Source organism: Streptomonospora sp. PA3 (assembly GCF_009728995.1).
GTDB lineage: Bacteria > Actinomycetota > Actinomycetes > Streptosporangiales > Streptosporangiaceae > Streptomonospora.
The window spans coordinates 206,573-230,581 of sequence record NZ_VTZW01000015.1; the positions used below are offsets into that span (position 1 = coordinate 206,573).

Sequence of the window (24,009 nt, forward strand, 5' to 3'; positions counted from 1 at the left end):
ACGTCCGCCCCGCCGCACGCCCCTGCGGCCGCGACCGGAAACGGTGATCGCCCTTGGCCGGCGACGAAGGCCTGATCGACCCCTCCGCCATCTGGATCCCCAAACTGAAGGCCGACGAGCTTGAGGCGACGGCGAGCGATCTCGTCGGTGACGGCGAGGCGATCGCCGCCTCGGGCAGCGACATCAAGTCGTCCTGGCAGGGCCTGCAGGAGGTCTACTCCGCTCCCGAGGCCGAGACCCTCTTCAGCGTCGTCGACCCGGTGGCCGAGGACGGCGGTGAGATCGAGGATGCGCTGGCGAAGGTCGGCGACGCGCTCACGTCGTTCGCTCAAGAGGCCCGCAAGACCAGGCAACGGCTCATGGAGCTGAAGGACGAAGCCGAGACCTTCGTCAAGAGCGTCGAAAACGAGCCCGACTGGCGCAAGGACCCGGAGAAGGTCGAGCGGCACGAGTCGCTGCGGATCGACATCAACCACCAGATCCGCAACTACCAGAACTGGGAGCGCTTCTACGCCAACGAGATCACGAAGACCTTCGGCGGTACCCACTTCGTCGGGCGGGATCCCAAGGACCCGCAGATCTGCAAGCCCGGCGAGCAGTTCTACGGGGTCGACTACATCCCCGAGAACGCCAGGATGCCTTGGGGTGCTCCCCAGCAGGTGGACGAGCCCTTCTGGAAGGAGGGGGTCGACGCTCTCGGGGACTACGGCACGAGCTGGCTCGAGGGTGTCGGAGTCATCGGCAAGAACGCCGTGGGCGATCGGGGGCTCGTGTACCCGTTCAGTCCGGAGTGGTTCGACAACGTGCCGGGGCAGCTGAAGGGCGGCGCCGCGTTCATGGGCTCGCTCACCGGGTTCTACGACTACCGGACGGGAGAGGGCGGGCTGCTCGACTGGTCCGCCGACAGCTTCGCCAACTCCTGGCAGCAGCTCGGGAACGCCTTCGTCCCCATGTCGGAGAGCGACCGGCCGGGATACGTCGTCGTCCAATCGGTGCTCAACATCGGCACCCTCGGCGCCGGAGTGATCCCCAAGCTCGGCAAGATCGCCAGGCTGGGTGCGGACGCCCCCGCCCACGGCGGCGACGGCCCCGACCTCACCCGGCACCTGCCCGACCCCGCCGATCCCGCGCAGCCCGGGAACGGGGCCAAGCTGCCGACTACCAAGGAGCTCCAGGAGCAGCTCGACAAGTTCGAACAGCACACGTTCGAGGACTACAGCCCGGCCGACGCCATGGACGCCGCGGCCGACATCCCCGTACGCGCACAGGTGACGGCCGGCGGCCCCGACATCCAGGCGAACGCGGATGGGCCGGGAGGACCGGGAGGACCGAACGATCCGCCGTCAGACAACCCGAACCCGCCCGCATCGCCGACCGATCCGCCGAGCACCGCCCCGGGGGCAGCGCCGCCACCCTCCCCGGGTCCCGCTGTCGGCGACGGGGGCGGTGGCCCGCATGGTGACCCCGGGGATCTGACACCCTTCGATCCCCACGAACTCGGCGGACTACCGGAGAAGGGGGACGGGACGCCTGAGGGAGTAAATCGGACCCTCGAGCAATTGCAGAACCCGGGCGCGCTAGGCGCGGATTTCAAACGTGACATCGTAGAGGACCACAGCTCGCGCTTCAGTGAAATGGAACGTAAGATCGCCGAACTAAGAGAATCGCGGGGATACCATGTGACAGGACTCCATGAGAACCACGGCGAAAAAGGCACATCCCAACTGGACACTTGGGAGCGCGCAAATCCGAGCGACCCAGGACACCCAGTAGAATACAAGACGGTTACCGAGCCAAAGATTTCCACCCTCAAGAGTCAGATAGCAAGCGGACTCGAAAAGCTGCGACCCAGGAAATACAAATATGACGGATTAGCAAACATTGTCATCGATACGAGGGAGACGCTTAATACGGAGGATGCGGTCACTGGCGTCGAAGAGAGGCTGCGGCAGGACCTTCAACGAAACAGCGAAAAACTGGGGAACCTGGCGAGGCTGGATGTGTATACAATGGAAGGCGACAAGGTAACGTTCGCGAACCGCTCCATCTACGTGAACGGGACCATGGTTCGAAGCTGGGAAGGCGAATGGGCTACACCGTAGATTTCTTCGTGAAGAGCAACGCAGGAATCGCGCAGCTTGCTCTCGAGTGCGCGTACGCGTTCGGCTCTCAATACTGCACGATCGACCCGGAGGGGCCATTCTTCCCAGCTTACTTCTCGAACTCTGTGGGAGTCGACGGCGAGGCGAACGTCGATGTGTTCCCCACTGACTTTCGCGCCTATGGCGAGCCCGAAACATATAAGGGAACCGCTGTCGAGAAATTTGATTTCCGCATCCAGGTAGAGTTCAGCAGGAAAACCCTTAATGCCGTCGGCATAGACGGGGCGGATGACCTGGGATACCGACTCTATAGCCGATTCCTAAAGTGCGCCAGGATAGAGCGCCCGTCAGTTTACACGGTTCGAGATGGAACGCGAATCTCAGCGGTCTTCCTTCCCTCGGCGGGCAACCGGATCGTACGGCCACCGAAATTCAACGATGCCCCGGAGTTGCGATCCGAGTTGTCGATCCCTGAGGTCGTGGAGTTCCGGGAGGCCCAAGTGGATCTTTCCCAGTATGAGGAGGCCATATGCATCATGAGAAGCAGGGGGACATCATTCCACATTTATCCCCTTCTCAGCGACGGATCGCGCAAGCCCGCGCCCCCCGAAGCCTTGTTGGAACTCGATTCAGAAACCGAACCGCTGCTTGGCGAAGTGATTGCGGCGATCCTGTGGCGTAGCGCTACGGCAACTGCCGGAGAAACGGAATTCTATGAGCGCAATACGGACAACGACCCCCTCGAAGGGGACGGCACGGACCAGCATTTCGAGCTTCGCCTAAATCGAGGAATTATTTCAGTCGTTCCGATCGTCGAAGAGAGCGTCCCCCCGAAGGATTCAGACGAACCCGTGTACAGCGGTCGCCTGCCGGAAAGCCATCAACAACTCGGGGAGATTGCTAAGACCGCTGTTCAATAGCCCCGACCGTTACTGCACTCCGCAGGAGCGAGTGAGGCCCGCAGCGAATGCTCGTAACCGGTCACCGTTTACCTCGTCTCCGTCTTCGCCAGGGAGGGCTGAATCAAGTCGGCCCGCCGGAAGCTGTGCCCTCTTCGGAATTCAAACGAGACGACGGACCCCGGCACGGAGCACTCCTCAAAGCCCTGCCGCACCCGTCCACCCCATTGACGCGACCCCTGCCGCGCCCGATGATGCTGGGAGCGCTCCCAGCGGTCCGTGTGCGCCGGGGGCGCATTGCCGGTGGGTGTGTTGACGACACCGCACCCGCCCGCCCGGAACTCTTTGACCCCCTAGAAGAGGAAGTCCTCCCCATGCACCTCCCCCACACCCGTTCCGGCCGGCTGCGCGCCGGTGCCGTCCGGGGGCTGGCGGTCGCCGCGGTCGGGGCGCTCGCCGCCGCCTCGGCGGTCGCGCTGTCGTCCCCGGCCGCGGCCGAACCCGAGCCCGGCGCCCCATCGCCCGTCGAGGTCCGCGTCAACGCCCAGCTCGGACTGGGCACCCTCGACGAGGCCGCGTTCGGAGCCAACGCCGCCATCTGGGACGCCCATATGAACGACCCCGAGGTCGCGTCGCTGATGAAGGACGCCGGGATCGGGGTCATGCGCTACCCCGGCGGGTCCTACAGCGACATCTACCACTGGGAGGACCACACCGCCCCCGGCGGCTACGTCGCACCCAACACCGGCTTCGACGCGTTCATGCAGACGGTGCGGGACACCGGCGCCCAGCCCATGATCACCGCGAACTACGGCACCGGCAGCCCGGAGGAGGCCGCGGCCTGGGTGCGCTACGCCAACGTCACCAACGACTACGGCGTGAAGTACTGGGAGATCGGCAACGAGATCTACGGCAACGGCCACTACGGCAACGGCTGGGAGGAGGACGACCACGCCGACAAGAGCCCCGCCGAGTACGCGCGCAACGTGCGCGCCTATGCCGAGGCCATGAAGGCGGTCGACCCCAGCGTGCGAATCGGCGCGGTGCTGACCACCCCGGGCGACTGGCCCGACGGCGTCATCGGCCCCGGCGACTCCGCCGACTGGAACAACACCGTGCTGTCCGGCGTCGCCGACGTCGTCGACTTCGTCATCGTGCATTCCTACCCCGGCGGCGCCACCGCCGACGAGGCCCTGGACCGCGTGTCCCGCCTGCCGGGGCAGCTGCGCCAGGTGCGGCGGCTGCTCGACCGCCACGCCGGCGACCGCTCCGACGAGATCCGCATCGCGCTGACCGAGGTCAACTCCGGCGTGCAGATGAACAGCCGCCCCAACGGCCTGTTCGCCGCCGACGTGTTCATGACGGCGCTGGAGAACGGCGTCTTCAACATCGACTGGTGGAACATCCACAACGGCCCCACCGAGATCAGCCAGGTGGACGGCGAGACGGACTTCAACGACTACGGCCTGCTCTCCAGCGGAGGCTGCATCGAGGACGTGTGCCAGCCGGCCGTCAATACGCCCTTCCATCCCTATTACGGCATCAAGTCCCTCACCCACCTGGGCGGGCCGGGCGACACGATGGTCGCCTCCACCTCCAGCAGCGAGCACGTCTCCGCCCACGCCGTCCACCAGGCCGACGGCGACCTGAGCGTCATGCTGATCAACAAGGACCAGGAGAACCCCCACCCGGTGGAGATCGACTACGCCGGGTTCACCCCCGACGGCCGCGAGCCGGTCGTCCACCGCTACGCGCGCGGCGACGACGACGTCACCCGCGTCGCCGACCCCGGCACGGGCGCCCGCACGCTGCCGCCCTACTCGATCACCACGGTGACCGTCTCGCCCAAGACCGGGGAGGCGGCGGTCGGCGCGCCCGGAGCGCCGGAGGTGGTTTCCACCGACAGCACCTCGGCCGCGCTGACCTGGCCGGCCGCCGACGGCGAGCCGGTGCGCTACGAGGTCTACGAGCATCTGGGCGCCAACGCCGAGCTGCTGGCGACCTCCACGTCCACCTCGGCGACGCTGAACAACCTGCCCCCGGGCACCGAGCACACCCTCAACGTGCTCGCCCGCGACGCGAGCGGGCACCTGTCGCGGCCATCGGAGCCGGTCACCCTGGCCACGACCTCACCCAGCGACAGTTCCTGCCGGGTGACCTACCGGGTGGACCAGGGCTGGGGCAGCGGCTTCGTCGCCACCGTCACCGTGTCCAACCTCGCCGAGACCCCGATCAACGGCTGGAGCCTGGACTTCACCTGGCCCGAGTCCGGCCAGTCCGTGCAGAGCGCGTGGAGCGCGCAGGTGAGCAGCGACGGCCGCCGGGTGCACGTCACCGACAACGGCGACAACGCCGAACTGGCGCCCGAGGGCGGCTCCACCGCCACGTTCGGGTTCGTCGGCGCCAACGAGGGCGCCAACCCCGCCCCCGCGGTGTTCCGGCTCAACGGGACGGTCTGCCACACCGTGCGCGGTTGAGGCGGCGCTTCGCAAGTGTCCTCAGGGACACCTCCGCCGCCGAGGGGGGCCCTGAGGACCCCCTCGGCGGCGGAGTCGTTCGCCCCGTCATCCGCCCTCGGAGGTCACAGACCCCACCGGGATGCGGGCCGCCTGCCACGCCGGGGCGAGGGCGGCGAGCAGCCCGGCGGGGATCGCCGCCGACAGCAGCAGGGCCACGCGCGCCACCGGGATGTCGGGGACCATGTCGGACATCGCCGCGTCGGCCGCCGCGAGGCCGAAACCGGCGCCCAGCACCGCCCCCAGCACCGCTCCGAGCAGCGCGACCAGCAGCGCCTCCGCCGCCAGGGTCCGGTGCAGCTGGGAGCGCGTCAGCCCCAACGCCCTGAGCAGGGCGAACTCGCGGCTGCGCGCCATCACCGACAGCGCCAGCGTGTTGGCGATGCCCACCACCGCGATGGTCACCGCCACGCCCAGCAGCGCCGCCACGGCCAGGAAGATGCCGTCGAACAGCCGCCCGAACTGGGCGCGCTGCGCGGCCGCGCTGGAGACCCGCACGCCCGGGTGGGCCGCCGCGGCCTCTTCGACGACCGTGCGCACCCGCTGCGCGTCCGCGTCGGCGGCCCCGATGACCAGCAGCGAGTCGTCGCGGCGGCGGTCGGGGAACAGTGCGGCGAAGTCGGGCGGGGCCAGGGTGAAGCCGCCGGGGAAGTCCGCCTTCGCGGTCACCGCCGCGATGCGCACGCGGACGCGCTCGCCCGGGACTCCGTCCGCGCCGCCGGATTCGGTGCCGGCCGGAACGGCGAGGGCGACCGCGTCCCCCACCTGCACGCCCAGCCGCTGCGCGTCGTCCTCGGCGATCGAGGCCCGCCCCGGTCCCACGTCTGCCAGGCTCCCCGCGGTGGTCCCCGCCGCGAGATCGGTGCCCAACCGCGCGCCCGGGTAGGTGTTGATCCGGACGGGTGCCGCGCCGCCGCCGTCCGCTCCCGCCGCGACCAGTCGCGCCTGCCCGCGGCGCACCCGGATGACCTCATCCAGCACCGGACTTCGGCGCAACTGCTCCGCGAGGCCGCCGGGCAGCCGCGGCCCCCCAGCGGCATCCCCCTGCCCGCCGGTCTCCGCGGGCAGCAGGGCGTAATCCGCCGGCAGCTCCCGCGCCATCAGGTGGGCCAGGGTCGCCTCGACCGACGCGCTGACCACCGAGTAGCCGGTGATCAGCCCCGCCCCCACAGCGAGGGCCACGACGGCGGTGGCGGTTCTGCGCGGCGAGCGGCGCGCGTTGCCGGCGGCGAGCCGTCCCGGCACGCCCAGGAGGCCCAGCGGCCGTTCCGCCGTCCGGGCCGCCGCCGACACCAGCCGCGGCGCCGCGAGCAGCACGGCGGCGAAGGCGAGCCCTCCCCCGCCCGCGACCACCGCCATGGCCGCGGCTCCCGGCTCAGCGGTCAACCCCGCGGCGGTCACCGCCGCCGACGCCGCCGCGAAGACGCCGGCCGCGACCAGCCGCCGCCGCGCGGCGCGCCGCGCGCCGATCGCATCCGCGTCCTCGGCGGCGGCGTCGCGCAGCGCGGCCAGCGGCGCGGTGCGGGTGGCCAGGTAAGCGGGCCGAAGCGCCGCCGCCACGGTGGTCACCACGCCCACCGCCAGCCCGATCAGCACCGCCCCGGGCCGCACTACCGCCGACAGGTCGTCGACGCCCGGCCCGAACACTCCCGCGGCCTTCGGGAGCGCATCGCTGATGCGCACCGCGCCCAGTGCCGTGCCGATCCCCGCGAGCACGCCCAGGGCCGATGCCAGGGCTCCGACTGCGAGCGCTTCGGCGAGCACGCCGGCGAAGACCTGCCGGCGCGCCGCACCCAGGCAGCGCAGCAGCGCCGTCTCGGCCAGCCTGCGGTTCACCAGCACCGCGAAGGTGTTGTTGATGACCAGCCCCGCCACGAACAGCGCGACCGCCGCGAACAGCAGCAGCGCGACGCCGATCGTGCGCGACTGCACGCCCGCCTCCTCGGCCTTCATCCGCCCGAACTCCGCGCCGGTGAGCACCTCTCCCCGGTCGCCCAGCACTCCGGCCACGGCCGCGCGCACCCGTTCGGGCGCGACACCGTCGGCCGCGCGCACCGCGATCTCGCCGAAGCCTTCGGCGCCGGTGATCCGCCGGGCGGTGGCGGGCGTGAACGCGACGGCGCCGCGCTGGGCGGCCTCCCGGTCGAGCCCGAAGTCGATCAGCCCGGTGATGGTGAATACGTGCTCGGCTCCGTCGCGGCCGACGACCGCGACGGTGTCGCCGAGGCCGTAGCCCGCGCTCTGCGCGGTCGTGGTGGCCAGCGCCGCCTCGCCGGACGCGGCGGGCAGCCGCCCCTCGGCCGCGGGGAGGCGCGTCACCGCTCCTCCTGCGGAAAGCGCCAAAGCCGGCGCCTGCCCCAGTGGGGCGCCGTCGCCGTCCAGCAGCACCGCCTGCCCGCGCACGGTGCCGGTGGCCGCGGACACCCCCGGCAGGGCCCGCACCCGCTCCAGTGCGGCGGCGGGGACGGCTCCGCCCGCCTCGGCGGGCAGCACGACGGCGTCGACGCGGTCGGCACCGCCCTCGGCCTGGGAGGCGAAGCGCGCGTCGAGGCTGTCGGTGAACACGAGTGTCGCGGTGACGAATGCGGCGCCCAGGACGATCGCGAGGGCGGTGGCGGCGAAGCGGCCCTTGTGCATCCGCAGGCCGGCCAGTGTGGTGCGCAGCATCGGCTCAGCCCTCCAGCTTCAGCAGGTGCGCCGAGACGGCTTCGGCGGTGGGGGCGGCGAGTTCGTCGGCGAGGCGGCCGTCGCGCAGGAAGACGACCCGGTCGGCGTAGGAGGCGGCGACGGGGTCGTGGGTGACCATGACTACGGTCTGGCCGAGTTCGCGCACCGAGTCGGCCAGGAAGCCGAGGATCTCGGCGCCGGAGCGGGAGTCGAGGTTGCCGGTGGGCTCGTCGGCGTAGACGACCTCGGGCGCGTGCAGCAGCGCGCGGGCGACGGCGACGCGCTGCTGCTGGCCACCGGAGAGCTTCGCGGGGAGGTGGTCCAGCCGGTCGGCGAGGCCGGTGACCTCGACGATGCGGTCGAACCGGGCGCGGTCGGGGGCGCGGCCGGCGATGCGCGCGGGCAGCAGGATGTTCTGCTCGGCGGTGAGCATCGGCAGCAGGTTGAAGGCCTGGAAGACGAAGCCGACGCGGTCGCGCCGCAGAAGGGTGAGCCGCCGGTCGTCCAACCGGGAGATGTCGGTGCCGCCGAGGCGGACGGTGCCCGACGTGGGGGCGTCCAGCCCGGAGAGGCAGTGCATGAGCGTGGACTTGCCGGATCCGGAGGGGCCCATGATGGCGGTGAAGGCGCCGCGGGCGAACGCCACGCTGACCTCGTCCAGGGCGCATACGGCGGAGTCGCCGGTCCCGTAGGTCTTGGTGAGCGCGTGGGCGGCGACGGCGGGCGGGGCGGATCCGTCTTCGGGCGCGGGCGCGGTTTCGGCGGCGGTGCCGGCCGATGGGCGGGTACCGCGCGATGCGGGTGGCAATGTCGGTTCTCCTGACCTGTCTGGGGGTGGGCGGCGCCTCCGGCGGACACCGGGGCCTCCGGGGTGTGGAGGGGGTCGGGCGGCGCGCCGGGGCGCGGCGCCGACGTCTGTCCTCCGGCCACCGGTGGACCGCGGGTGTCCGGGCGGCACGGCTGACGCTAGGAACGCCGCCCGGGCCCGGGCATCGCACACACGGGCCTGCCGCCTGCCGCTTTCGGGTGGCCGCCGCACCGGCCGACCGGCACTTTCGGGGGAGGGGTCGGCAGCCGTGCGCCGGTTACAGTTCGGGTGTGCGAGGAGAGGGGAAGGCGCCGGGCACCGCGCGGCGCTCGGCGCGGACGGCGGCCCGCCCGCTCGGGCGGTGGATGCGGGGCCGGTGGCCCGCGCGGATCCGCGACGCCCTGCTGGCGGCGTCGGTGGTGCTGTGCGGCCTCGGCATCCTGGCGACCACGGGCCCCACCGGGCCGGTCTCGGTGTTCCTCCCGCTCCTGACGCTGGCCGCGCTGGCGACCGGCCGCGCCTCGGCGGAGCCCCGGATCGCGCCGCTGTGGCTGGGCGGGACACTGCTGTGGTGCCTGGGGCGCGCGGTGCTGGATGCCGAGCCGTGGTCGGGGATGGCCGACGCCATCATCACCGTGATGTTCGGCGTGCTGCCGTGGCTCATCGGCCGCCACCTCCGCCAGCGCGGCGCTCTCCTGCACGCCGGGTGGCAGCGCGCGGCCTCCCTGGAGCGGGAGCTGGCGGCCGTATCCGAGCAGGAGCGGTTGCGCGAGCGCGCCCGCATCGCCGAGGAGATGCACGACTCGCTCGGCCACGAGCTGAGTCTGATGGCCGTGCGCGCCGGTGCGCTGGAGGTGGCGCCGGGGCTCGCCGAGGACGAGTTCCGGCACGCGGCGGGCGATCTGCGCCAGGGGGCGACGACGGCGATCGAGCGCCTGCAGGAGATCATCGGGGTGCTCGACTCCGGCGCGGCCGAAGCCGCGGGAGAACGCGGCGAGGACGCGGGGGCCGCGGGCGGCGGGAGAGCCGCCGCGACCGAGGAAGGCTCCGCCCCGGAGAGCGGGCGGAGTGGCGGGGTCGCCGCCCTCGTGCGCCGGGCCGAGGCGGCGGGCATGCGGGTGGCCTGGGACGGCCGGGAGCCGGGCGGTCTCGATCCGGTCGCGCGCCTGGCCGAAGCGGTGGTGCGCGAGGCGCTGACCAACGCCGCCAAGCACGCACCCGGCGCGCCCGTGGCGGTCTCCTGCACCGAGGCGGTGGGCAGGCGCTTCGGCCCCTTCGCGCTCGGTGAGGGCGCCACGGTGGCGGAGGTGTCCAGCGGCCCCGCCGGCGCGTCGGATGCCGCCGGCCCCTCCGGCGGCGGCCGCGGCCTGTCCCGGCTGGCGGAGCGGGTGCGCGACGCCGGCGGGACGCTGGAGGCGGGCCCGCGCGGCGACGGCGGGTTCCGCGTGGCGGCGCGCATCCCGCACGGCCGTCCTGCGGCCGGGACCGCGCCGAGCGGGCGCGCGGACGCGCGCCGGTCCCGCCACCGCTCGCGCGAGCTGGTATCGGTGCTGGTGGTGTGCGTGGGCCTGCTGCTACCGCTGATCGTCGCCTGGTACTCCTATGCCGCCTACCTGGAGCGCGCGGCCTCCATCGGCGCGGCGGACTACGCGGCGATCACCGTCGGGCAGCCGCGTTCGGCAGCGCAGGACGTGCTGCCGGAGGCGTCGCTGCAGGGCACCGCGCTGGTACCGGGGGCGCTTACGGGTGCGGTCGGCGGCGACACGACACCGGACTGCGACTTCTACCGCTCCGGGCTGGGCCCGGCGTGGTCGCCCGCCTACGTCTACCGCGTCTGCTACGAAGACGGCCGCGTGGCGGCCAAGTGCAGCTACCAGCGCGCTCGGTCGCTGGCCCCCGACGCGCTGAGCTGCGAGGGAGCCGCCGCGCCCGGAACCCGCCCGATCGGCGGCAGCGGGGTTGAGGGGGGCGCGTGATCCGGGTGCTGCTGGCCGACGACGAGGCGCTGATCCGGGTGGGTGTGCGTACGATCCTCTCGGCCGACGCCGGTATCGAGGTCGTCGGCGAGGCCGGGACCGGCGCGGAGCTCGTCGCGCTGGCCGCCGAGCAGCGTCCCGACGTCGCGCTCGTCGACATCCAGATGCCCGGCGGCGACGGCCTCGGCGCAATCGCCGAGGTGCGCCGGGTCTCCCCCGGCACCGCCGTGGCCATGCTGACGACCTTCGGCAAGGACGACTACGTGGTGCGCGCGCTGGGCGAGGGCGCCAACGGGTTCCTGCTCAAGGCGGGCGACCCGCGCGAGCTGATCGCCGGTGTGAACACGGTCGCCGCGGGCGGCGCGTGCCTGTCGCCCAAGCTCGCACGGCGCCTGGCCGGTCGGCTCCGCCGCGAGCCGGCCGCACCGGATCCGGCCGCGGAGGCGTCTCGCAGGCTGGAGGCGCTCAGCCCGCGCGAGCGCGACGTGCTGGCGCTGATCGGCGAGGGCCTGTCCAACGCCGCCATCGCCCGGCGCCTCCACCTGGCCGAGGACACGGTGAAGACCCATGTCAGCTCGGTGCTGTCGCGGCTCGGGGCGGACAACCGCGTGCAGGCGGCCATCGCGGCCTACCAGGCGGGGCTGGTCGAGGGGTGAACGCGAGCGGCGCCTCCCGCTGGTTCGGGAGGCGGCCCGCAGCCCTGTGACCGGCCACGGCCGCACCGGCCGGCCCGTCACCCGGCGGAGCTTCGGGACTCCTCCAGCAGGCGGCCGCCCTCGATGAGGGCTTGGCGGGCGGCCGCGACCATCCACAGGAGGGTGAAGGCGATGACCGTGAGGTTCTTGGCCGCCAGGAGGCACGCCCAGTAGAGGTCGTGCGCCGAAGCGGGCAGCCACAGGGGGACGACCTGCTCGGGGACGATGTTGAAGACGGCGGCGAGGGCGAGCAGCAGGGCGCCCTGCCAGAGCAGACTGGGCCACCGGCGGTCGGCGAACGCCCGCACGCGGCGGAGGACCGGCAGGTGGTTCCACCGCCGGACGCGCTCGTCGCCGAGGACGGCGATCCGCAGCACGAGGTAGACCAGCAGCACGCGTGCGCCCTCGGCCAGCACCTCCAGCGCGACGTGCGCCGGGGCGGAGAACGCCTCCCCCCACAGGGCCACCGTGAAGCGCTCGGCCGCCGGGATGAGCGAGACGCCCACCACGAGAAAGGGATGCCGGGCGTAGCAGCCCAGCGCCCAGCGCGGCGCCTCCAGGGCGAGGCGCAGCTGGCTGCGGTCGGTTGGCAGTCGGGGCGATGGGAGCTGTCGCACTGTGTCCTCCTGGCGAATCGCTTTAGTTCACTAAAGTAAATTATTCAGTAGACTAAAGCAGTAGTGCCAGCACTATCGATCCGACACCGAACCGCGAAGGGACGACAGACCGTTGAGCGACGCCGAATCAGCACCGGCCGCGACTGGAGCCGACCTGGGCCGGCGACTGAGCACCGCCGTGGTGCTCTTCCATGAGGCCGTCGGGCAGCGGCTCGGACTGCGGGCGGTCGACCACCGCGCGTTCGGGCTGATCGAGCGCGAAGGTCCGCTGACCGCCGGCGCGCTGGCCGAACTGACGGCGCTGACCCCCGGCGCCGTGACGGGCCTCGTCGACCGGCTGAGCCGGCTGGGCTACGTGCGCCGCACACCCGATCCCGCCGACCGGCGGCGAGTCCTCATCTCGGTCGACGCCGACGCGCGCCCCGACTTCGGCGACGCGTTCGCCGGGCTGGCGAAGGCGATGGGAGAGCTGACGGCCGGATACGACGCCGCCGAGACCGCAGTGATCGAGGACTACCTCACCAACACGATCGCGATCCTGGAAGCCGAGACCCGCCGACTGACCGCACCCGGCGGCGGTGATACCACGGCATCGGATTAGGCCCGGTACCTTCGGCTCCGCCCTCCGGGGACCGCCGGCAACAGCGGCACGGAGCCACCCGCCCACCGCGCCGCTTCCCCGGCCGCTCATCCGGCGGAAGGGGTGAGAGAGACCGGGGCTGATGGCGAGGACGGGGCAGCGGGTAGCGGATGCGCGCGGCGGATAGTCGGGGGTGGACGACGGCGGACGGCGAATGGCGCAGATCCGCGCGAACCGGTCCCGTTGTTCAGCGGTTGCCCGCCCGACGATGTCGACGACGGCCGGCGGAGGTTTCGGCCCGCGCGGATCGGTTCCCGCCTCCTCCGGTTACGCGCGACGAGGGCGGCGAGGACGGCGAAGGGCTCGGCCCCCAGGAATCGGTTCGGGTGCCCGCCGGTCGCCCACACGACGAAGACGGCAACGACAGCACACGGCGCGCGGACATCGGTCCGGGCGCCCACGGCGACGCGCCCGACGGGGCAGCGACGGCCGGCGGATGGCCGGGCTGAGCGACCACCGCTTGCCCACAACGGATGGCGGGACACCCGACGCGCCAGCGAGGACGGCGGAGCATCCGGGGCGTGGACATTTCGGGCATATCGCTTCGGGTGGCTCGACGATGCGCACCGGTGGCGCGCGGTGGCGCTGTGCGGCACACAGGAGCACGGGATCTTCCGGGATACGGAAGGAAACCGGGGTAGTTTGTCCGGAATGCCAGGCCGTGGCGGGGCCGGGAGCAGCCGGGACGCCACGAGGTGCGCGGATGGATCGCCGCGGGCGCGGATTCCGATCCAAACGCCATGATCATCGCTACCCCAGGCCGCGCCGACCGCCTCGGCGCCCCCGCATACCGGACATCACCGGACCAAACGAAACCTCGTAGCGCCCGATATGCGGCCGGAGGCCGCCCGCGCGATCGCGGGGCGCATCTCGTCGCCCCACGGCCGCCACATGAGTCGCCTATGCGCGGATTCCGTGCCCGGTTCCCGCGCCGAGGGTGTCGCTGGGGCCACTCTCGGCGCCGAGAGTGGCCCCAGCGACACCCTCGGCGCGCCCGGCGCGGGAGAGAGTTACATCAAATCGGGCATTCGGGGTTCCGATTCAGATGCGCTGGTGGAAGTGGCGCACCCGAATGCCCCCACCGCGCCACCGCCCCCGTCGCTGGGGCCACCGGCGAGCACCGGGTGCGCTGGGCGCGGGCTGTCCCCGCGCCGCCCTCGCCGCCCTCGTCGCGCGGGCCACCGGCGAGCACCCGAACCGACGGGCACGGGCCGAGCCACCCGCAGTCCTTACTGCCCCCGTCGCATGCCGGACCAGCCTCCACCGGGACCGATCGGCACGGGCCGAGCCACCCGCCGCCCTCGCCGCCCCGTCGGATGACCAGCCGTCCGCCTCCTGCAACCGGTGACCGCCCAGCCCGGCCGCCCGGCGCCGTCGCGGGCCACCGGCGGGCACCCGGATCGTTGGGCGCGGGCTGTCCCCGCGCCGACCTCGTCACATGCTCAACCGGCGGGCACCCGAACCGATCCGAGTGGGTTGATCGACCCGCCGCCCTCACTGCCTCCGTTTGGCGATCAACCGGCGGGCACCGGGTGCGCTGGGCGCAGGCTGTCCCCGCGCCGCCCTCGCCGCCCCCGTCGCTGGGGCCACCGGCGAGCACCCGAACCGACGGGCACGGGCCGAGCCACCCGCAGTCCTTACTGCCCCCGTCGCATGCCGCACCGGCCTCCACCGGGACAGATCCGCGAGGGCTGGTCCACCCGCCGCCCTCGCCGCATGCTCAACCGGCGGGCACCCGAACCGATGGGGACAGGCCGAGCCACCCGCCGCCCCCTGCTCTCGTCGCCCTTCACGCCGCGCGCACCGCGAACGGTCCGCGCAGGCCGAACCGCCCCTGTCCAACCCCACCAGCGGGCTCACCGAACGGCATCGGGCCAGGGCGCGGCCCGCGCCCGGCCCCCGCCCGGCCCGCGCCGGCCGGCACTCCCCCGGAACCGCCCCCCGGATACGACGAAGCCCCGGTCCGCAGCGCGGCTGCGGGCCGGGGCTTTGCTGTGCGCCATCCAGGACTCGAACCTGGAACCCACTGATTAAGAGTCAGTTGCTCTGCCAATTGAGCTAATGGCGCGAGGGGCCGGCGGCGCGATGCCGCATCGGCGGGGATCGACTCTCGGGTGGACTCTCCCCTTCTCGTCTCCCAGTTTACCGGATGTTCCCGGCGTCCTCGGCCCGGCGCCGTGCCGCCTGCATCACACGGACGCCTACTCGGCCGGGGCCGCGTCGGGCGAGGCGGCGCCGATCCGGTCGGCCTCCTCCTCGGCTCGGCGCGCCGCGTCCGCGTGCCCGCCGGCGGAGTAGGCACGCGCGAGTCCGCGCAGGGCCTCGGCGAGGAAGGCGGGCCATCCGCGGGTGCGCCACACCCGCACGGACTCCTCCAGCACGGCCGCGGCCTCCCCCGCTCGGCCCGCCTCCAGCAGCGCCCGGCCCTGCAGCCCCAGGGCGTCGGCCAGGTGGTGGTTCATGCCGTACCGGCGGCTCAGCTCGGCCGCCTCCGAGGCGGTGTCCAGGGCCCGGGCCTCGCCGGTGGCCAGTTGCAGGCGCGCCAGGTACAGCAGCGAGAACGCCTCGGCGTAGCGGTCGCCCAGCGTGCGCGTCATCGCCAGGGACGTGTCGAGGTTGGCCCGCCCCCGTTCCACATCGCCCGCCTCGCACTGCGCGGCGCCGAGGAACTGCATCGCGGTCGCCTCGAACCGCGAGTTGCCCAGCAGTCGCGCCAGCTCCAGTGCCCGGGTCAGATGCGCGACGGCTTGCTCGGGGCGGCCCATGCCGTGCGCGGCCACCGCCATGACCTGGTAGGCGCGTGCCCTGCCGCCCGTGTACTCCTCGCTCTCGGCCAACTCCAGGGCCGCCTCGGCCGAGCCGAGCCCCTGCCGGGCGGCGCCCTGCGACACCTCCGCCCACGTGCGCATCACCAGCGCGTCCGACATCCCGCGCCGGTCCCCCAGCCGCTCGAACAGCTCCCACACGCGCCGGGCCTGCTCCAGCAGCGTGCCCATCGCGTCGTCGCCGCTCTGGCGCGCCCAGGTGACCAGATCGGCCAGGCCGCGCCGCAGCACCGCCTCGCCGCGGACGTCGCCGGCCGCCTGGCAGGCCGCGATGGCCGCCTCGTGGGTGCGGCGCCAGTCGTCGAAGCGCCCCCGCACGTCGAAGTACTTCTCCAGGCACCCGGCCAGGTCCCAGGCCGCCTCGTGCCGGCCCAGGGCGCACGCCTGCTCGACGGCCGCGGCCATCGCCGCCGCCTCGGCGTCGAACCAGGCCATGGGTTCGCTCAGCAGCTCCGCCGCCTCGGCCGAGGGCAGCGGCCAGCGGGGCGCGGGGCCGTGCATCGTCGCATAGCACGGCCCGGGGATGTACTCGGTGGCCTGCTCGGCCAGCCACAGCCACGCGCCCAGCGCCCGCCCGAGCGCCGCCTCGCGCTCCTGGGGCGCGTCCTCCTCCTCGCAGCGCTCGCGGGCGTACAGGCGCACCAGGTCGTGCATGCGGTAGCGCAGCTGCCCGGTCCCGTCGGTGCCCGCCACCGACAGGAGCTGCGCGTCGACCAGCTCCTCGACCGCGGCCTCGGCCTCCTCCAGCCCGGTGTCGACCAGCGCGGCGACCGTCCACGCGGCCACGTCGCCGGCCTCCAGCACGCCCAGCAGCCGGAAGGCCCGGCGAGCCGGATCGGCCAGGCCCGCATAGCTGAGCGCGAAGGTCGCGCGCACCGCCAGGTCGCCCGCCGCCAGTTCGTCCAGGCGGCGGCGCTCGTCGCTCAGCAGGCGCACCAGGCGCGACAGCGGCCACCGGGGGCGGCCGTTCAGCCGGGCGCCGGCGATGCGCACCGCGAGCGGGGTGTTCCCGCACAACCGCACGATCTCGGCCGCGGCATCGGGTTCGGCCGCCGCGCGCTCCCCGCCGACGATGCGCGTGAACAGCTCCAGGGCCTGTGCAGGCTCCAGGACGTCCAGATCGACCAGGTGGGCGCCCTCCAGCCCCGTCAGCCGGGCCCGGCTGGTGATCAGCACCGCGCAGCCGGGGGCGCCGGGGACGAGGGGGCGGACCTGCCGCTCCGAGCCGGCGTCGTCGAGCACCACCAGCATGCGGCGCCCGGCCAGCAGGCTGCGGAACAGCGCCGACCGCTCCTCCAGGGGACCCGGCAGCGCCGCGCCCTCGACGCCGACGGCGTGCAGGAATCCCGCGAGGACCTGCGCGGGGTCGGCCGGGGTCTCCTGGGCGCCGCGCAGGTCGGCGTAGAGCCGGCCGTCGGGGAAGTCCGCGGCGGCGGCGTGGGCGACCCGCAGGGCCAGCGCGGTCTTGCCGACCCCGCCCATGCCCGCGACCGCCGAGACCACGACCGGGCCGGGCTCGCCGCCGGGGTCGGCGGATGCGCCGAGCCGGGCGCGCAGCCGGGCCACCTCCTCGCCGCGACCGGTGAAGTCGGAGATGTCGGGCGGGAGCTGGGCGGGCACCGGACGCGCGGCCGACCGCACCGCGCCGGCCGCGGGCGCCCGGTCGCCCGCGGGAATCTCTCCGACGGGGGCCTCCTCGGTGGCAGGGCCCTCGGCGGCGGAGCCGCCGGGGCGCCGCGGTTCGGGCTCCGCCGGGTTCGGCGGTTCCCGGCCGCCGTCGCCCTCGGCCGCCGGAGGCGCCGCGCTGGGCGCCCGGGAGTGGTCGGCGCCCGGCACCGCGGGCACCCAGCGCGTCCCCGCGGCGGCCTCGCCGCCGGGCGCGTCCAGGCCGGGGTCGTTGCGCAGGATCGCCTGCTCCAGGGCGGCCAGCTCGCGGCCCGGTTCCAGGCCCAGCTCCGCCACGAGCAGCTCCCGGCCCTCGCGGAAGACCTCCAGCGCCTCGCTGGAGCGCCCCGTCCGGTGGTAGGCGATCATGAGCTGGGCCCGCAGCCGCTCGCGGAAGGGGTGCTGGGCCACCAGCGCGCGGAGCTCGGCGACCGCGGCGCTATGGTGTCCCAGCGCCAGTTCCGTGTCGAACCGAACCTCGGCGATGTGCTGGCGCCGCTCGTTGAGGCGGGCCGCCTCCTCGCGCACCAGCGGCAGCGTCTCCTGCCCGGAGAACGCGGCGCCGCGCCACAGGCCCAGCGCCCCGCGCAGCAGCCGGACCGCCTCCGCGGCGCGGCCGCGCTCCAGTTCGCGCTCGCCGCGCGCGGCCAGGTCCTCGAAGCGCAGCGCGTCGAGGTGCTCGGCGTCCACGGACAGCACGTAGCCGAACGCGCCGCGCTCGATCGGGACCTGCCCGCCCAGCGCCTGGCGCAGGTGGTGGATGTAGACCTGGAGGCTCTTGGCGGCCGAGCGCGGCGGATCCTCCGGCCACAGCGCGTCGATCAGCCCTTCGTCGGCGACGACGACTCCGGGCCTGCTCAGCAGCGCGGCCAGCAGGGTGGCGGGCTTGGGCGGCAGGTGCACAGCGCCGCCGTCGCAGGTGACCTGAAGGGGGCCGAGGACACCGAAGTCCATGTCAACTCCTCAGGGGCGGCGCGGGCCGCGGCACGGTCCGCACCCCCGTGAACCGGGTGGTCGCACGCCCCGTGGGCCCGCGCTGCGCCGATGCGCCGCGCGAGAGATCGCCGACCGGCACCTCAACCGCATCCCAACCGGTCTCCAGGCGGAGCCCGCCATGCTCGAAGGTGCCGGAGCGGTGACTGGCAGTCGCCGCACGGCGGCCTTCGGACCCGGGGCGGTGTGCAGCCGGCGGGTGCGAAGGCGAGGCAGGCACCGGGCGGCGGACTCCTCGGGAGGGAGGGCCGCCGCGCCTTCCGAGGACGGCGGCCGGGCTTATGTCCGGCCGGGAGGGCGGAGGTGTCGAGACGGGCGGCCGTCTCATGATCACCGGGGCGTGACACGATCATGAGGCGGCTCGCCGCTTTTTCGGGGGGTGCGCCGCCGCGGCCGACCGCGGAGGCGAAGCCCGCTCTGTCCGCCCGGGGGGCGGCGCGGGCGGGCGCCGTCTTTACATCGGCTGCCTCCTCGAAAGCCGGTCGGTGCGGGCGGGAGCCCGGAGGGTTCCTGGCAGGCGTTCTCCCGCGGCGATGGCAACACTACGCCCAGTTTAAGAAGCCGGGCACCATCGGAGGCTGCGGCGGTGAGAGGCTGTGATGCGGGGATCCCGCCCGTCACCCGCCGCCGCCCCCAACGGAGGCGCGAACGCGCCGCGAGCCCATCGTGCGCGTCGCCCCCGCAGTCCCGACGGAGGCGCTTCGTGCCACGTACGTGTGCTGCGCCGGCTTGCCGCCGAACGCACGGAGTACCCTTTGCGCCGGAGACCCGCCACGGGTGGTGCGGCTCAATCTGGCAAGTACCGCGTGCGCTCGGCGGCAAGCTGCGATCACGCTTCGCGGTCCGCGCCCATTGCCGCAACCCGCCGGTGACCGGCCCCAGAAGGTTCCCGGAGAGTGCCTTCTCATCCCGCCCGCAGCAGGCACCCCCCGGAACCACCCGGAATCGGACACCACAAAAGCTGCGGCAATGGGGCTGAAAAGCGCGAAGCGCCGCGCGCCAGCTTGCCGCCGAACGCACGCAACACCTTTGCACCGGAGACCCGCCACAGGTGGCGCAGGTCCACCTGAAAGGCAACGCGTGCGCTCGGCGGCCAGGAAACAGGTGACGCGCAGCGTCTCCGTTGGGGTGGTGGCGGGCTGACGGGCGGGCCACGCTTCGCGGTCCGCGCCCATTGCCGCAACCCCCCGGTGACCGGCCCCAGAAGGTTCCCGGAGAGTGCCTTCTCATCCCGCCCGCAGCAGGCACCCCCCGGAACCACCCGGAATCGGACACCACAAAAGCTGCGGCAATGGGGCTGAAAAGCGCGAAGCGCCGCGCGCCAGCTTGCCGCCGAACGCACGCAGCACCTTTGCACCGGAGACCCGCCACAGGTGGCGCAGGTCCACCTGAAAAGCGACGCGTGCGCTCGGCGGCCAGGAAACAGGTGACGCACAGCGTCTCCGTTGGGGTGGTGGCGGGCTGACGGGCGGGCCACGCTTCGCGGTCCGCGCCCATTGCCGCAACCCGCCGGTGACCGGCCCCAGGCGGCTCCCGGATAGGGCCTGAACAGCACGCCCTCATGCTTTTGGCGACCGGAGGCGCACAACGGCCCGGGCGCTCGCTCGGAGCGCCCGGGCCGGTCTCATCGGCTCGCGGTGGGGTTCAGCTCAGAGGACGGGCCCCGTCGAGGTCCCACACCTTGAGCATGCCGCACATCCCGTTGCGGCGCGCCGGTCCCGGCGGGGAGTCGGCGGTGTAGACGGCGGACTCCCCCAGGTGGGCGCCGTCGCCCTCGGCCAGGCCGGCGATGTGGCGGCGGGTGGTCTCGGCCTGGTGGTGGGGGCCGCGCTCCCAGTGGTGGTGCCAGCCGGCCGCCTTGTCGCGGACCAGGCGCACCGCCGCCTCGTGCAGTTCGGCCAGCGCGCCGGGTCCGTCGTGCTGCACCCGGTCGCGCAGCCGCAGGTAGCCCTCGATGGCCAGGTCGCGGCGCTGCCGGGCGGCCGCCGACATCGCGGCGTGCGCCGAGGCGGCGTCGGGGTAGTCGGTCCAGGCGGGGATGGCCGTGGCGCGCGCGTAGGCGTCGGGATCGGCCAGGACGTCGGGCGGGTAGGTCAGCACGGCGTCGCCGGCCTCGGGCAGGCCCGCGTTCTGCATCACCACCAGCAGCTCCAGGTCGCCGCTTTCGTTGACCAGCCGGTGCACGGTGCCCGGTGTGAACCACAGCAGTGTGCCCGGCGCCAGCGGGGTACGCGTGTAGCCGGCGGTTCCGCTGAGGGTCTCCAGCGCTCCTTCGCCCCGCACGACCACGTAGCCCTCGGTCGATGCGGTGTGCAGGTGCGGCGATCCGCCGGCCAGGCCGTCAGGGGTGGGCCAGTCGTAGACGTGCAGGTGGGACACTGCCGTGCCGCCGGGAAAGCCCGGTACGGCGCCGATGTGCCCGGCCGCGGCCGCTTCGGGCGCGGTCACGGCGCGCTCACCCCGCTGGCGGCGGGGGCGGCGCCCGCCTCGGCGGCGGCGTCGAGCCGGGGGCGCCCCAGCTCGGCCAGGCCGAGGTCGGCCAGTTCCGCGCTGCCCGCCTGCTCGCGGTCGCCGTCGGCGATGACCACGGCGTAGCGGTAGGACAGCGGGGCGCCGGGCGGGGCCTCGACCTCCTCGCTGAAGAACGGCGCCGGGCACACGGTGGCGAAGATGCCGGTGCGCACGAACCACTTCACCGGGTGGCCGGGGTTGTCGGGCGCGTCGACGAAGACCAGGGTGGAGGCGCCGTCGTGCTCGTCGTGGCGTCCGGCGAAGCCCATCCACGGCGCTCGGACGCCCATCATGTCGTCGCCGCCCTCCTGCTCGGGGGTGTAGACGCGCCCGCCGCTGAAGGAGCGCGGACCGCGCCAGAAAAGCCCGCCGTAGCCGGCGTTGTCGCGCCCTTCGGTGGTGGGGCTGCCGATGTCGATCGTCTCGCCGGTGAGGTTGGTGAACTCGGTCTCGAACACCAGCGTCCAGGCCGAGCGCGCGGGGTCGGCGGACACGCGGAATCCGCGGCGCTCGGCGAACCAGGTCTCGCCCTGCTGGGTGACCCACTCCAGCCGCTCGCCCACGGCGATCTCGCCGCCGGCGGTGCTGAGGAGGTCGAAGCCGCGGTGGCTCATCGCGCCGTCGTTGGGCAGCTGCTGGTAGCCGCGGTCGCGGACGTAGGTGGGGCCGCCCCAGAAGTTGGCGGGGCCCACGTTGGGCAGCGACCAGGCGATGCCCTTGTGCCAGACGTGGTCGTGGGGCCGGTACAGGCTGACGGTGTCGCCGCCCAGGGTGCGGATGGGGTGGAAGTAGGGGCGCGGCGACTCCAGCTGGGCGTCCCAGGGGCGGTAGACGTAGCGCACCAGTTGGGCGCCGTCGTAGGTCACGCGCAGCGAGCGGTCGTGCTCGTGCACCAGCCCCAGGCCCCGGGCCGCGGGCTCGGCCCCGCCCTGCTGCGCCGGGGTCTGGGCGTCGGACTGCTCGGTGGTCATCGCGCCTCCTGTGCTGTGGGCACTGCGGTGGATCTGCGGTGGATCTGCGGTGGACGTGGGAAACCCGGGCCGCGCCGGGGGCGCGGCCCGGGGAAGGCGGCGCGCACGGGGAGCAGGGGTGGGACTCCCCGCGCCCGCCTCGGGGGCCTACTCCTCGATCCAGAACTGCTCCGGGTTGGCCGGAGCAGGGGTGTTGTAGACGGAGGAGTAGGGGAGGGAGTCGGGGACGTTGTGGAAGTTGTTCGCCACGATGCCGTAGCCGGGCTGGGTGGTGCTGATCCCCAGCGCGTAGAACTGGTCCTGGGTCTCGGCCAGGAAGTCCGACATCAGCTCGTTGCGCTTCTGGTCGTCGGTCTCGGCGAGGACCGCGTCGTACATCTTCAGGTGGTCCTTGACGTCCTGGGGCGGCTCCTGGGCGCGGGGGTCCTTGCCGTCGGAGACGTACCACTGCGCCCACGGGATGGCGAAGTTGGACTCGCCGGAGTGGATGGGCCCGTACCAGCGCGGGTCGTACATGGCGTCCAGCAGGCCGCTGTCACCGGACCACACGTTGATCTCGTGCTCGTTGTTCTCCCGGCTGTCCTGCCAGGAGGTGCGCTCCTCGACGTTCAGCTCCACCTGGACGTCGACCTCCTTCCAGAAGTCGACGACCATCTCCATGGAGTCGATGATGTCGGGCCGGAAGTCGCCGGGCGCCGAGAGGGTGAAGCTCAGCGGGGTGCCGTTGGGCGCGACCCGCACGCCGTCGCCGTTGCGCTCGTCGTAGCCGGCGTCGTCCAGGATCTTGTTCGCCTTGTCGACGTCGTACTCGGTGTACTGCTTGGCCAGCTCCTCGTTGAAGAACGGGGTGTCCGGGCGCGGCGCCCCCTGCCAGGGCTCTCCCTGGCCCTGGTAGACGACGTCGATGATGTCCTTGCGGTTGATGGCGTGCGACATCGCGATGCGGAACTGCTTGTCGCGGAAGATCTCCCGGATGTCCTCGTTCTTGTGGGTGAGGTTGAAGGCGATCATGTTGGTGTTCATTTCCGACGGGCGCTGCGTCATGAAGTGGTAGCCGCCCGACTCCCGGTTCTCCGCCAGCACCGGCCGGTTCTCCGGGGTGTTGAAGTGGCGGCTGTGGAAGTCGAACTCACCGTTGAGCGCCCGGGTGAGCATGACCTCCTCGTCCTGCATGATGTCGAACACCACGCGGTCGATGTAGGGCAGCTGGTTGCCCTCGGTGTCGACCTTCCAGTAGTAGGGGTTGCGCGTGAGCACCATCCGGCCCGAGTCGGCCAGCGGCTTTTCGACCTGCCAGGCGTACATGGTCGGCAGGTCGGGGTTCTGCCAGGTCAGGGCGGAGTCGGTGACGCCGGCCTTGATCTCGAACAGCTCGGTCCAACTGGAGTAGCCCTGCTCCTTTGCCAACTCGTTGGCGTTGTCGTTGTACTTGATGTGGAACTTCTTCAGGTAGTGCTTGGGCTTGTTGACGATCTGGTACTGGAGCAGGTCGTGGGCGGCCCACAGCGCGTTGGGCTTGGCGAGGGTGATCTTGAAGGTGTTCTCGTCGACCTTCTCGGCCTTGGGCGGGTTCTGGTTGGCGACCGGCGTGAGGTCGGGGTTGTTGAAGACGTCGTTGACCGCGAAGACCACGTCGTCGGAGGTGAAGTCGTCGCCGTCGGACCACTTCAGCCCTTCGCGCAGGTGGTAGGTGATCTCGTCGGCGTCCTCGTTGTACTCGTAGGACTCGGCGAGGTTGGGGATCGCCTTGGTCCACTCGGTGTTCCAGCGCAGCAGGTTCTCGTAGCCCACCGTGCGGCCCAGCCACGGCCAGTCGCCGATGCCCAGGATGGCGCTGTTCCAGGTGCCGCCGTAGGAGCCGATCTCCTCGGTGGGCTCGACCACCATGGGATTCTTGGGCAGGCGCTCCTCCAGCGGCGGCAGGTCGCCGGCCTCCACCTGCTCGGCGAGCTGGGGCGCCTGGCCGTTGGCCTCGCCCTGGGCTCCGCCGCCGTCCTCGCCCTCGGGGTTGAGGTTGAAGAAGCCGCAGCCGGTCAGCGCGAGCGCCAGGGCCACGGCGGCGCTCGGCGCGGCGAGCGCGCGCCGCCGCGGCAGCAGCGGTCGGATACGTCGCGGATGGTGCAT

13 protein-coding genes and 1 tRNA gene are annotated in these 24,009 nt (G+C 72.9%); 6 read left to right on the forward strand and 8 right to left on the reverse strand.

Going from position 1 to position 24,009, the window contains the following annotated elements:
• The first annotated feature begins 53 nt into the window (after window positions 1-53).
• The 3 genes from FZ103_RS15920 to FZ103_RS15930 all read left to right on the forward strand — a co-directional run bounded on the left by FZ103_RS15920 (window position 54) and on the right by FZ103_RS15930 (window position 5,478).
• The gene (locus tag FZ103_RS15920) at window positions 54-2,102 is read left to right on the forward strand and encodes a hypothetical protein (protein ID WP_156002276.1); all 2,049 of its coding nucleotides are present in this window, start codon (window positions 54-56) and stop codon (window positions 2,100-2,102) included.
• Window positions 2,087-3,022 carry a hypothetical protein gene (locus FZ103_RS15925; RefSeq protein WP_156002278.1) on the forward strand — a complete coding sequence of 312 codons (936 nt, stop codon included), beginning with the start codon at window positions 2,087-2,089 and terminating at the stop codon, window positions 3,020-3,022. The genes FZ103_RS15920 and FZ103_RS15925 overlap by 16 nt, the downstream gene beginning before the upstream one ends.
• Before the next feature lie 353 nt (window positions 3,023-3,375).
• Entirely contained in the window at window positions 3,376-5,478 is a 2,103-nt protein-coding gene (locus tag FZ103_RS15930) for a cellulose binding domain-containing protein (RefSeq protein ID WP_156002279.1), read from the forward strand.
• A gap of 87 nt (window positions 5,479-5,565) precedes the next feature.
• Here the strand turns inward: FZ103_RS15930 and FZ103_RS15935 are convergent, their stop codons facing one another.
• Both FZ103_RS15935 and FZ103_RS15940 read right to left on the reverse strand, forming a co-directional pair.
• Window positions 5,566-8,184 carry an FtsX-like permease family protein gene (locus tag FZ103_RS15935; protein WP_255430040.1) on the reverse strand — a complete coding sequence of 873 codons (2,619 nt, stop codon included), beginning with the start codon at window positions 8,182-8,184 and terminating at the stop codon, window positions 5,566-5,568.
• 4 nt (window positions 8,185-8,188) lie between these two features.
• Window positions 8,189-8,992, reverse strand: coding sequence for an ABC transporter ATP-binding protein (locus tag FZ103_RS15940; RefSeq protein WP_156002280.1), 804 nt, complete (start codon window positions 8,990-8,992; stop codon window positions 8,189-8,191).
• A 290-nt stretch (window positions 8,993-9,282) separates the two neighbouring features.
• On the opposite strand from FZ103_RS15940, the gene FZ103_RS15945 reads away from it, so the two are divergent.
• Together FZ103_RS15945 and FZ103_RS15950 are read left to right on the forward strand one after the other, a co-directional pair.
• Window positions 9,283-10,968, forward strand: a complete 1,686-nt coding sequence (locus FZ103_RS15945) for a sensor histidine kinase (protein ID WP_156002281.1) — start codon at window positions 9,283-9,285, stop codon at window positions 10,966-10,968.
• On the forward strand, window positions 10,965-11,624 hold the full coding sequence (locus FZ103_RS15950) for a response regulator transcription factor (RefSeq protein ID WP_186356378.1): 660 nt from the start codon (window positions 10,965-10,967) through the stop codon (window positions 11,622-11,624). The genes FZ103_RS15945 and FZ103_RS15950 overlap by 4 nt, the downstream gene beginning before the upstream one ends.
• Before the next feature lie 77 nt (window positions 11,625-11,701).
• On the opposite strand, the gene FZ103_RS15955 is transcribed toward FZ103_RS15950, so the two are convergent.
• A complete protein-coding gene (locus FZ103_RS15955; RefSeq protein ID WP_186356379.1) occupies window positions 11,702-12,280 on the reverse strand; it encodes a hypothetical protein in 579 nt (192 codons plus the stop codon).
• A 112-nt stretch (window positions 12,281-12,392) separates the two neighbouring features.
• Here FZ103_RS15955 and FZ103_RS15960 point away from each other — a divergent pair, with 112 nt between their 5' ends.
• Complete coding sequence (locus FZ103_RS15960) at window positions 12,393-12,881, forward strand: MarR family winged helix-turn-helix transcriptional regulator (protein ID WP_156002282.1); 489 nt, start codon at window positions 12,393-12,395, stop codon at window positions 12,879-12,881.
• Window positions 12,882-14,915: 2,034 nt separating this feature from the next.
• On the opposite strand, the gene FZ103_RS15965 is transcribed toward FZ103_RS15960, so the two are convergent.
• The 5 genes from FZ103_RS15965 to FZ103_RS15985 form a co-directional block, all read right to left on the reverse strand.
• Window positions 14,916-14,988 (reverse strand) — tRNA-Lys (locus FZ103_RS15965).
• Between the two features lie 133 nt (window positions 14,989-15,121).
• Window positions 15,122-18,364, reverse strand: a complete 3,243-nt coding sequence (locus FZ103_RS15970; RefSeq protein WP_255430041.1) for a BTAD domain-containing putative transcriptional regulator — start codon at window positions 18,362-18,364, stop codon at window positions 15,122-15,124.
• 1,683 nt (window positions 18,365-20,047) lie between these two features.
• Window positions 20,048-20,851 carry a cupin domain-containing protein gene (locus FZ103_RS15975; protein ID WP_343233559.1) on the reverse strand — a complete coding sequence of 268 codons (804 nt, stop codon included), beginning with the start codon at window positions 20,849-20,851 and terminating at the stop codon, window positions 20,048-20,050.
• The gene (locus FZ103_RS15980; protein WP_156002283.1) at window positions 20,848-21,885 is read right to left on the reverse strand and encodes a PmoA family protein; all 1,038 of its coding nucleotides are present in this window, start codon (window positions 21,883-21,885) and stop codon (window positions 20,848-20,850) included. The genes FZ103_RS15975 and FZ103_RS15980 overlap by 4 nt, the downstream gene beginning before the upstream one ends.
• A 147-nt stretch (window positions 21,886-22,032) precedes the next feature.
• Window positions 22,033-24,009, reverse strand: a complete 1,977-nt coding sequence (locus tag FZ103_RS15985) for an ABC transporter substrate-binding protein (RefSeq protein WP_156002284.1) — start codon at window positions 24,007-24,009, stop codon at window positions 22,033-22,035.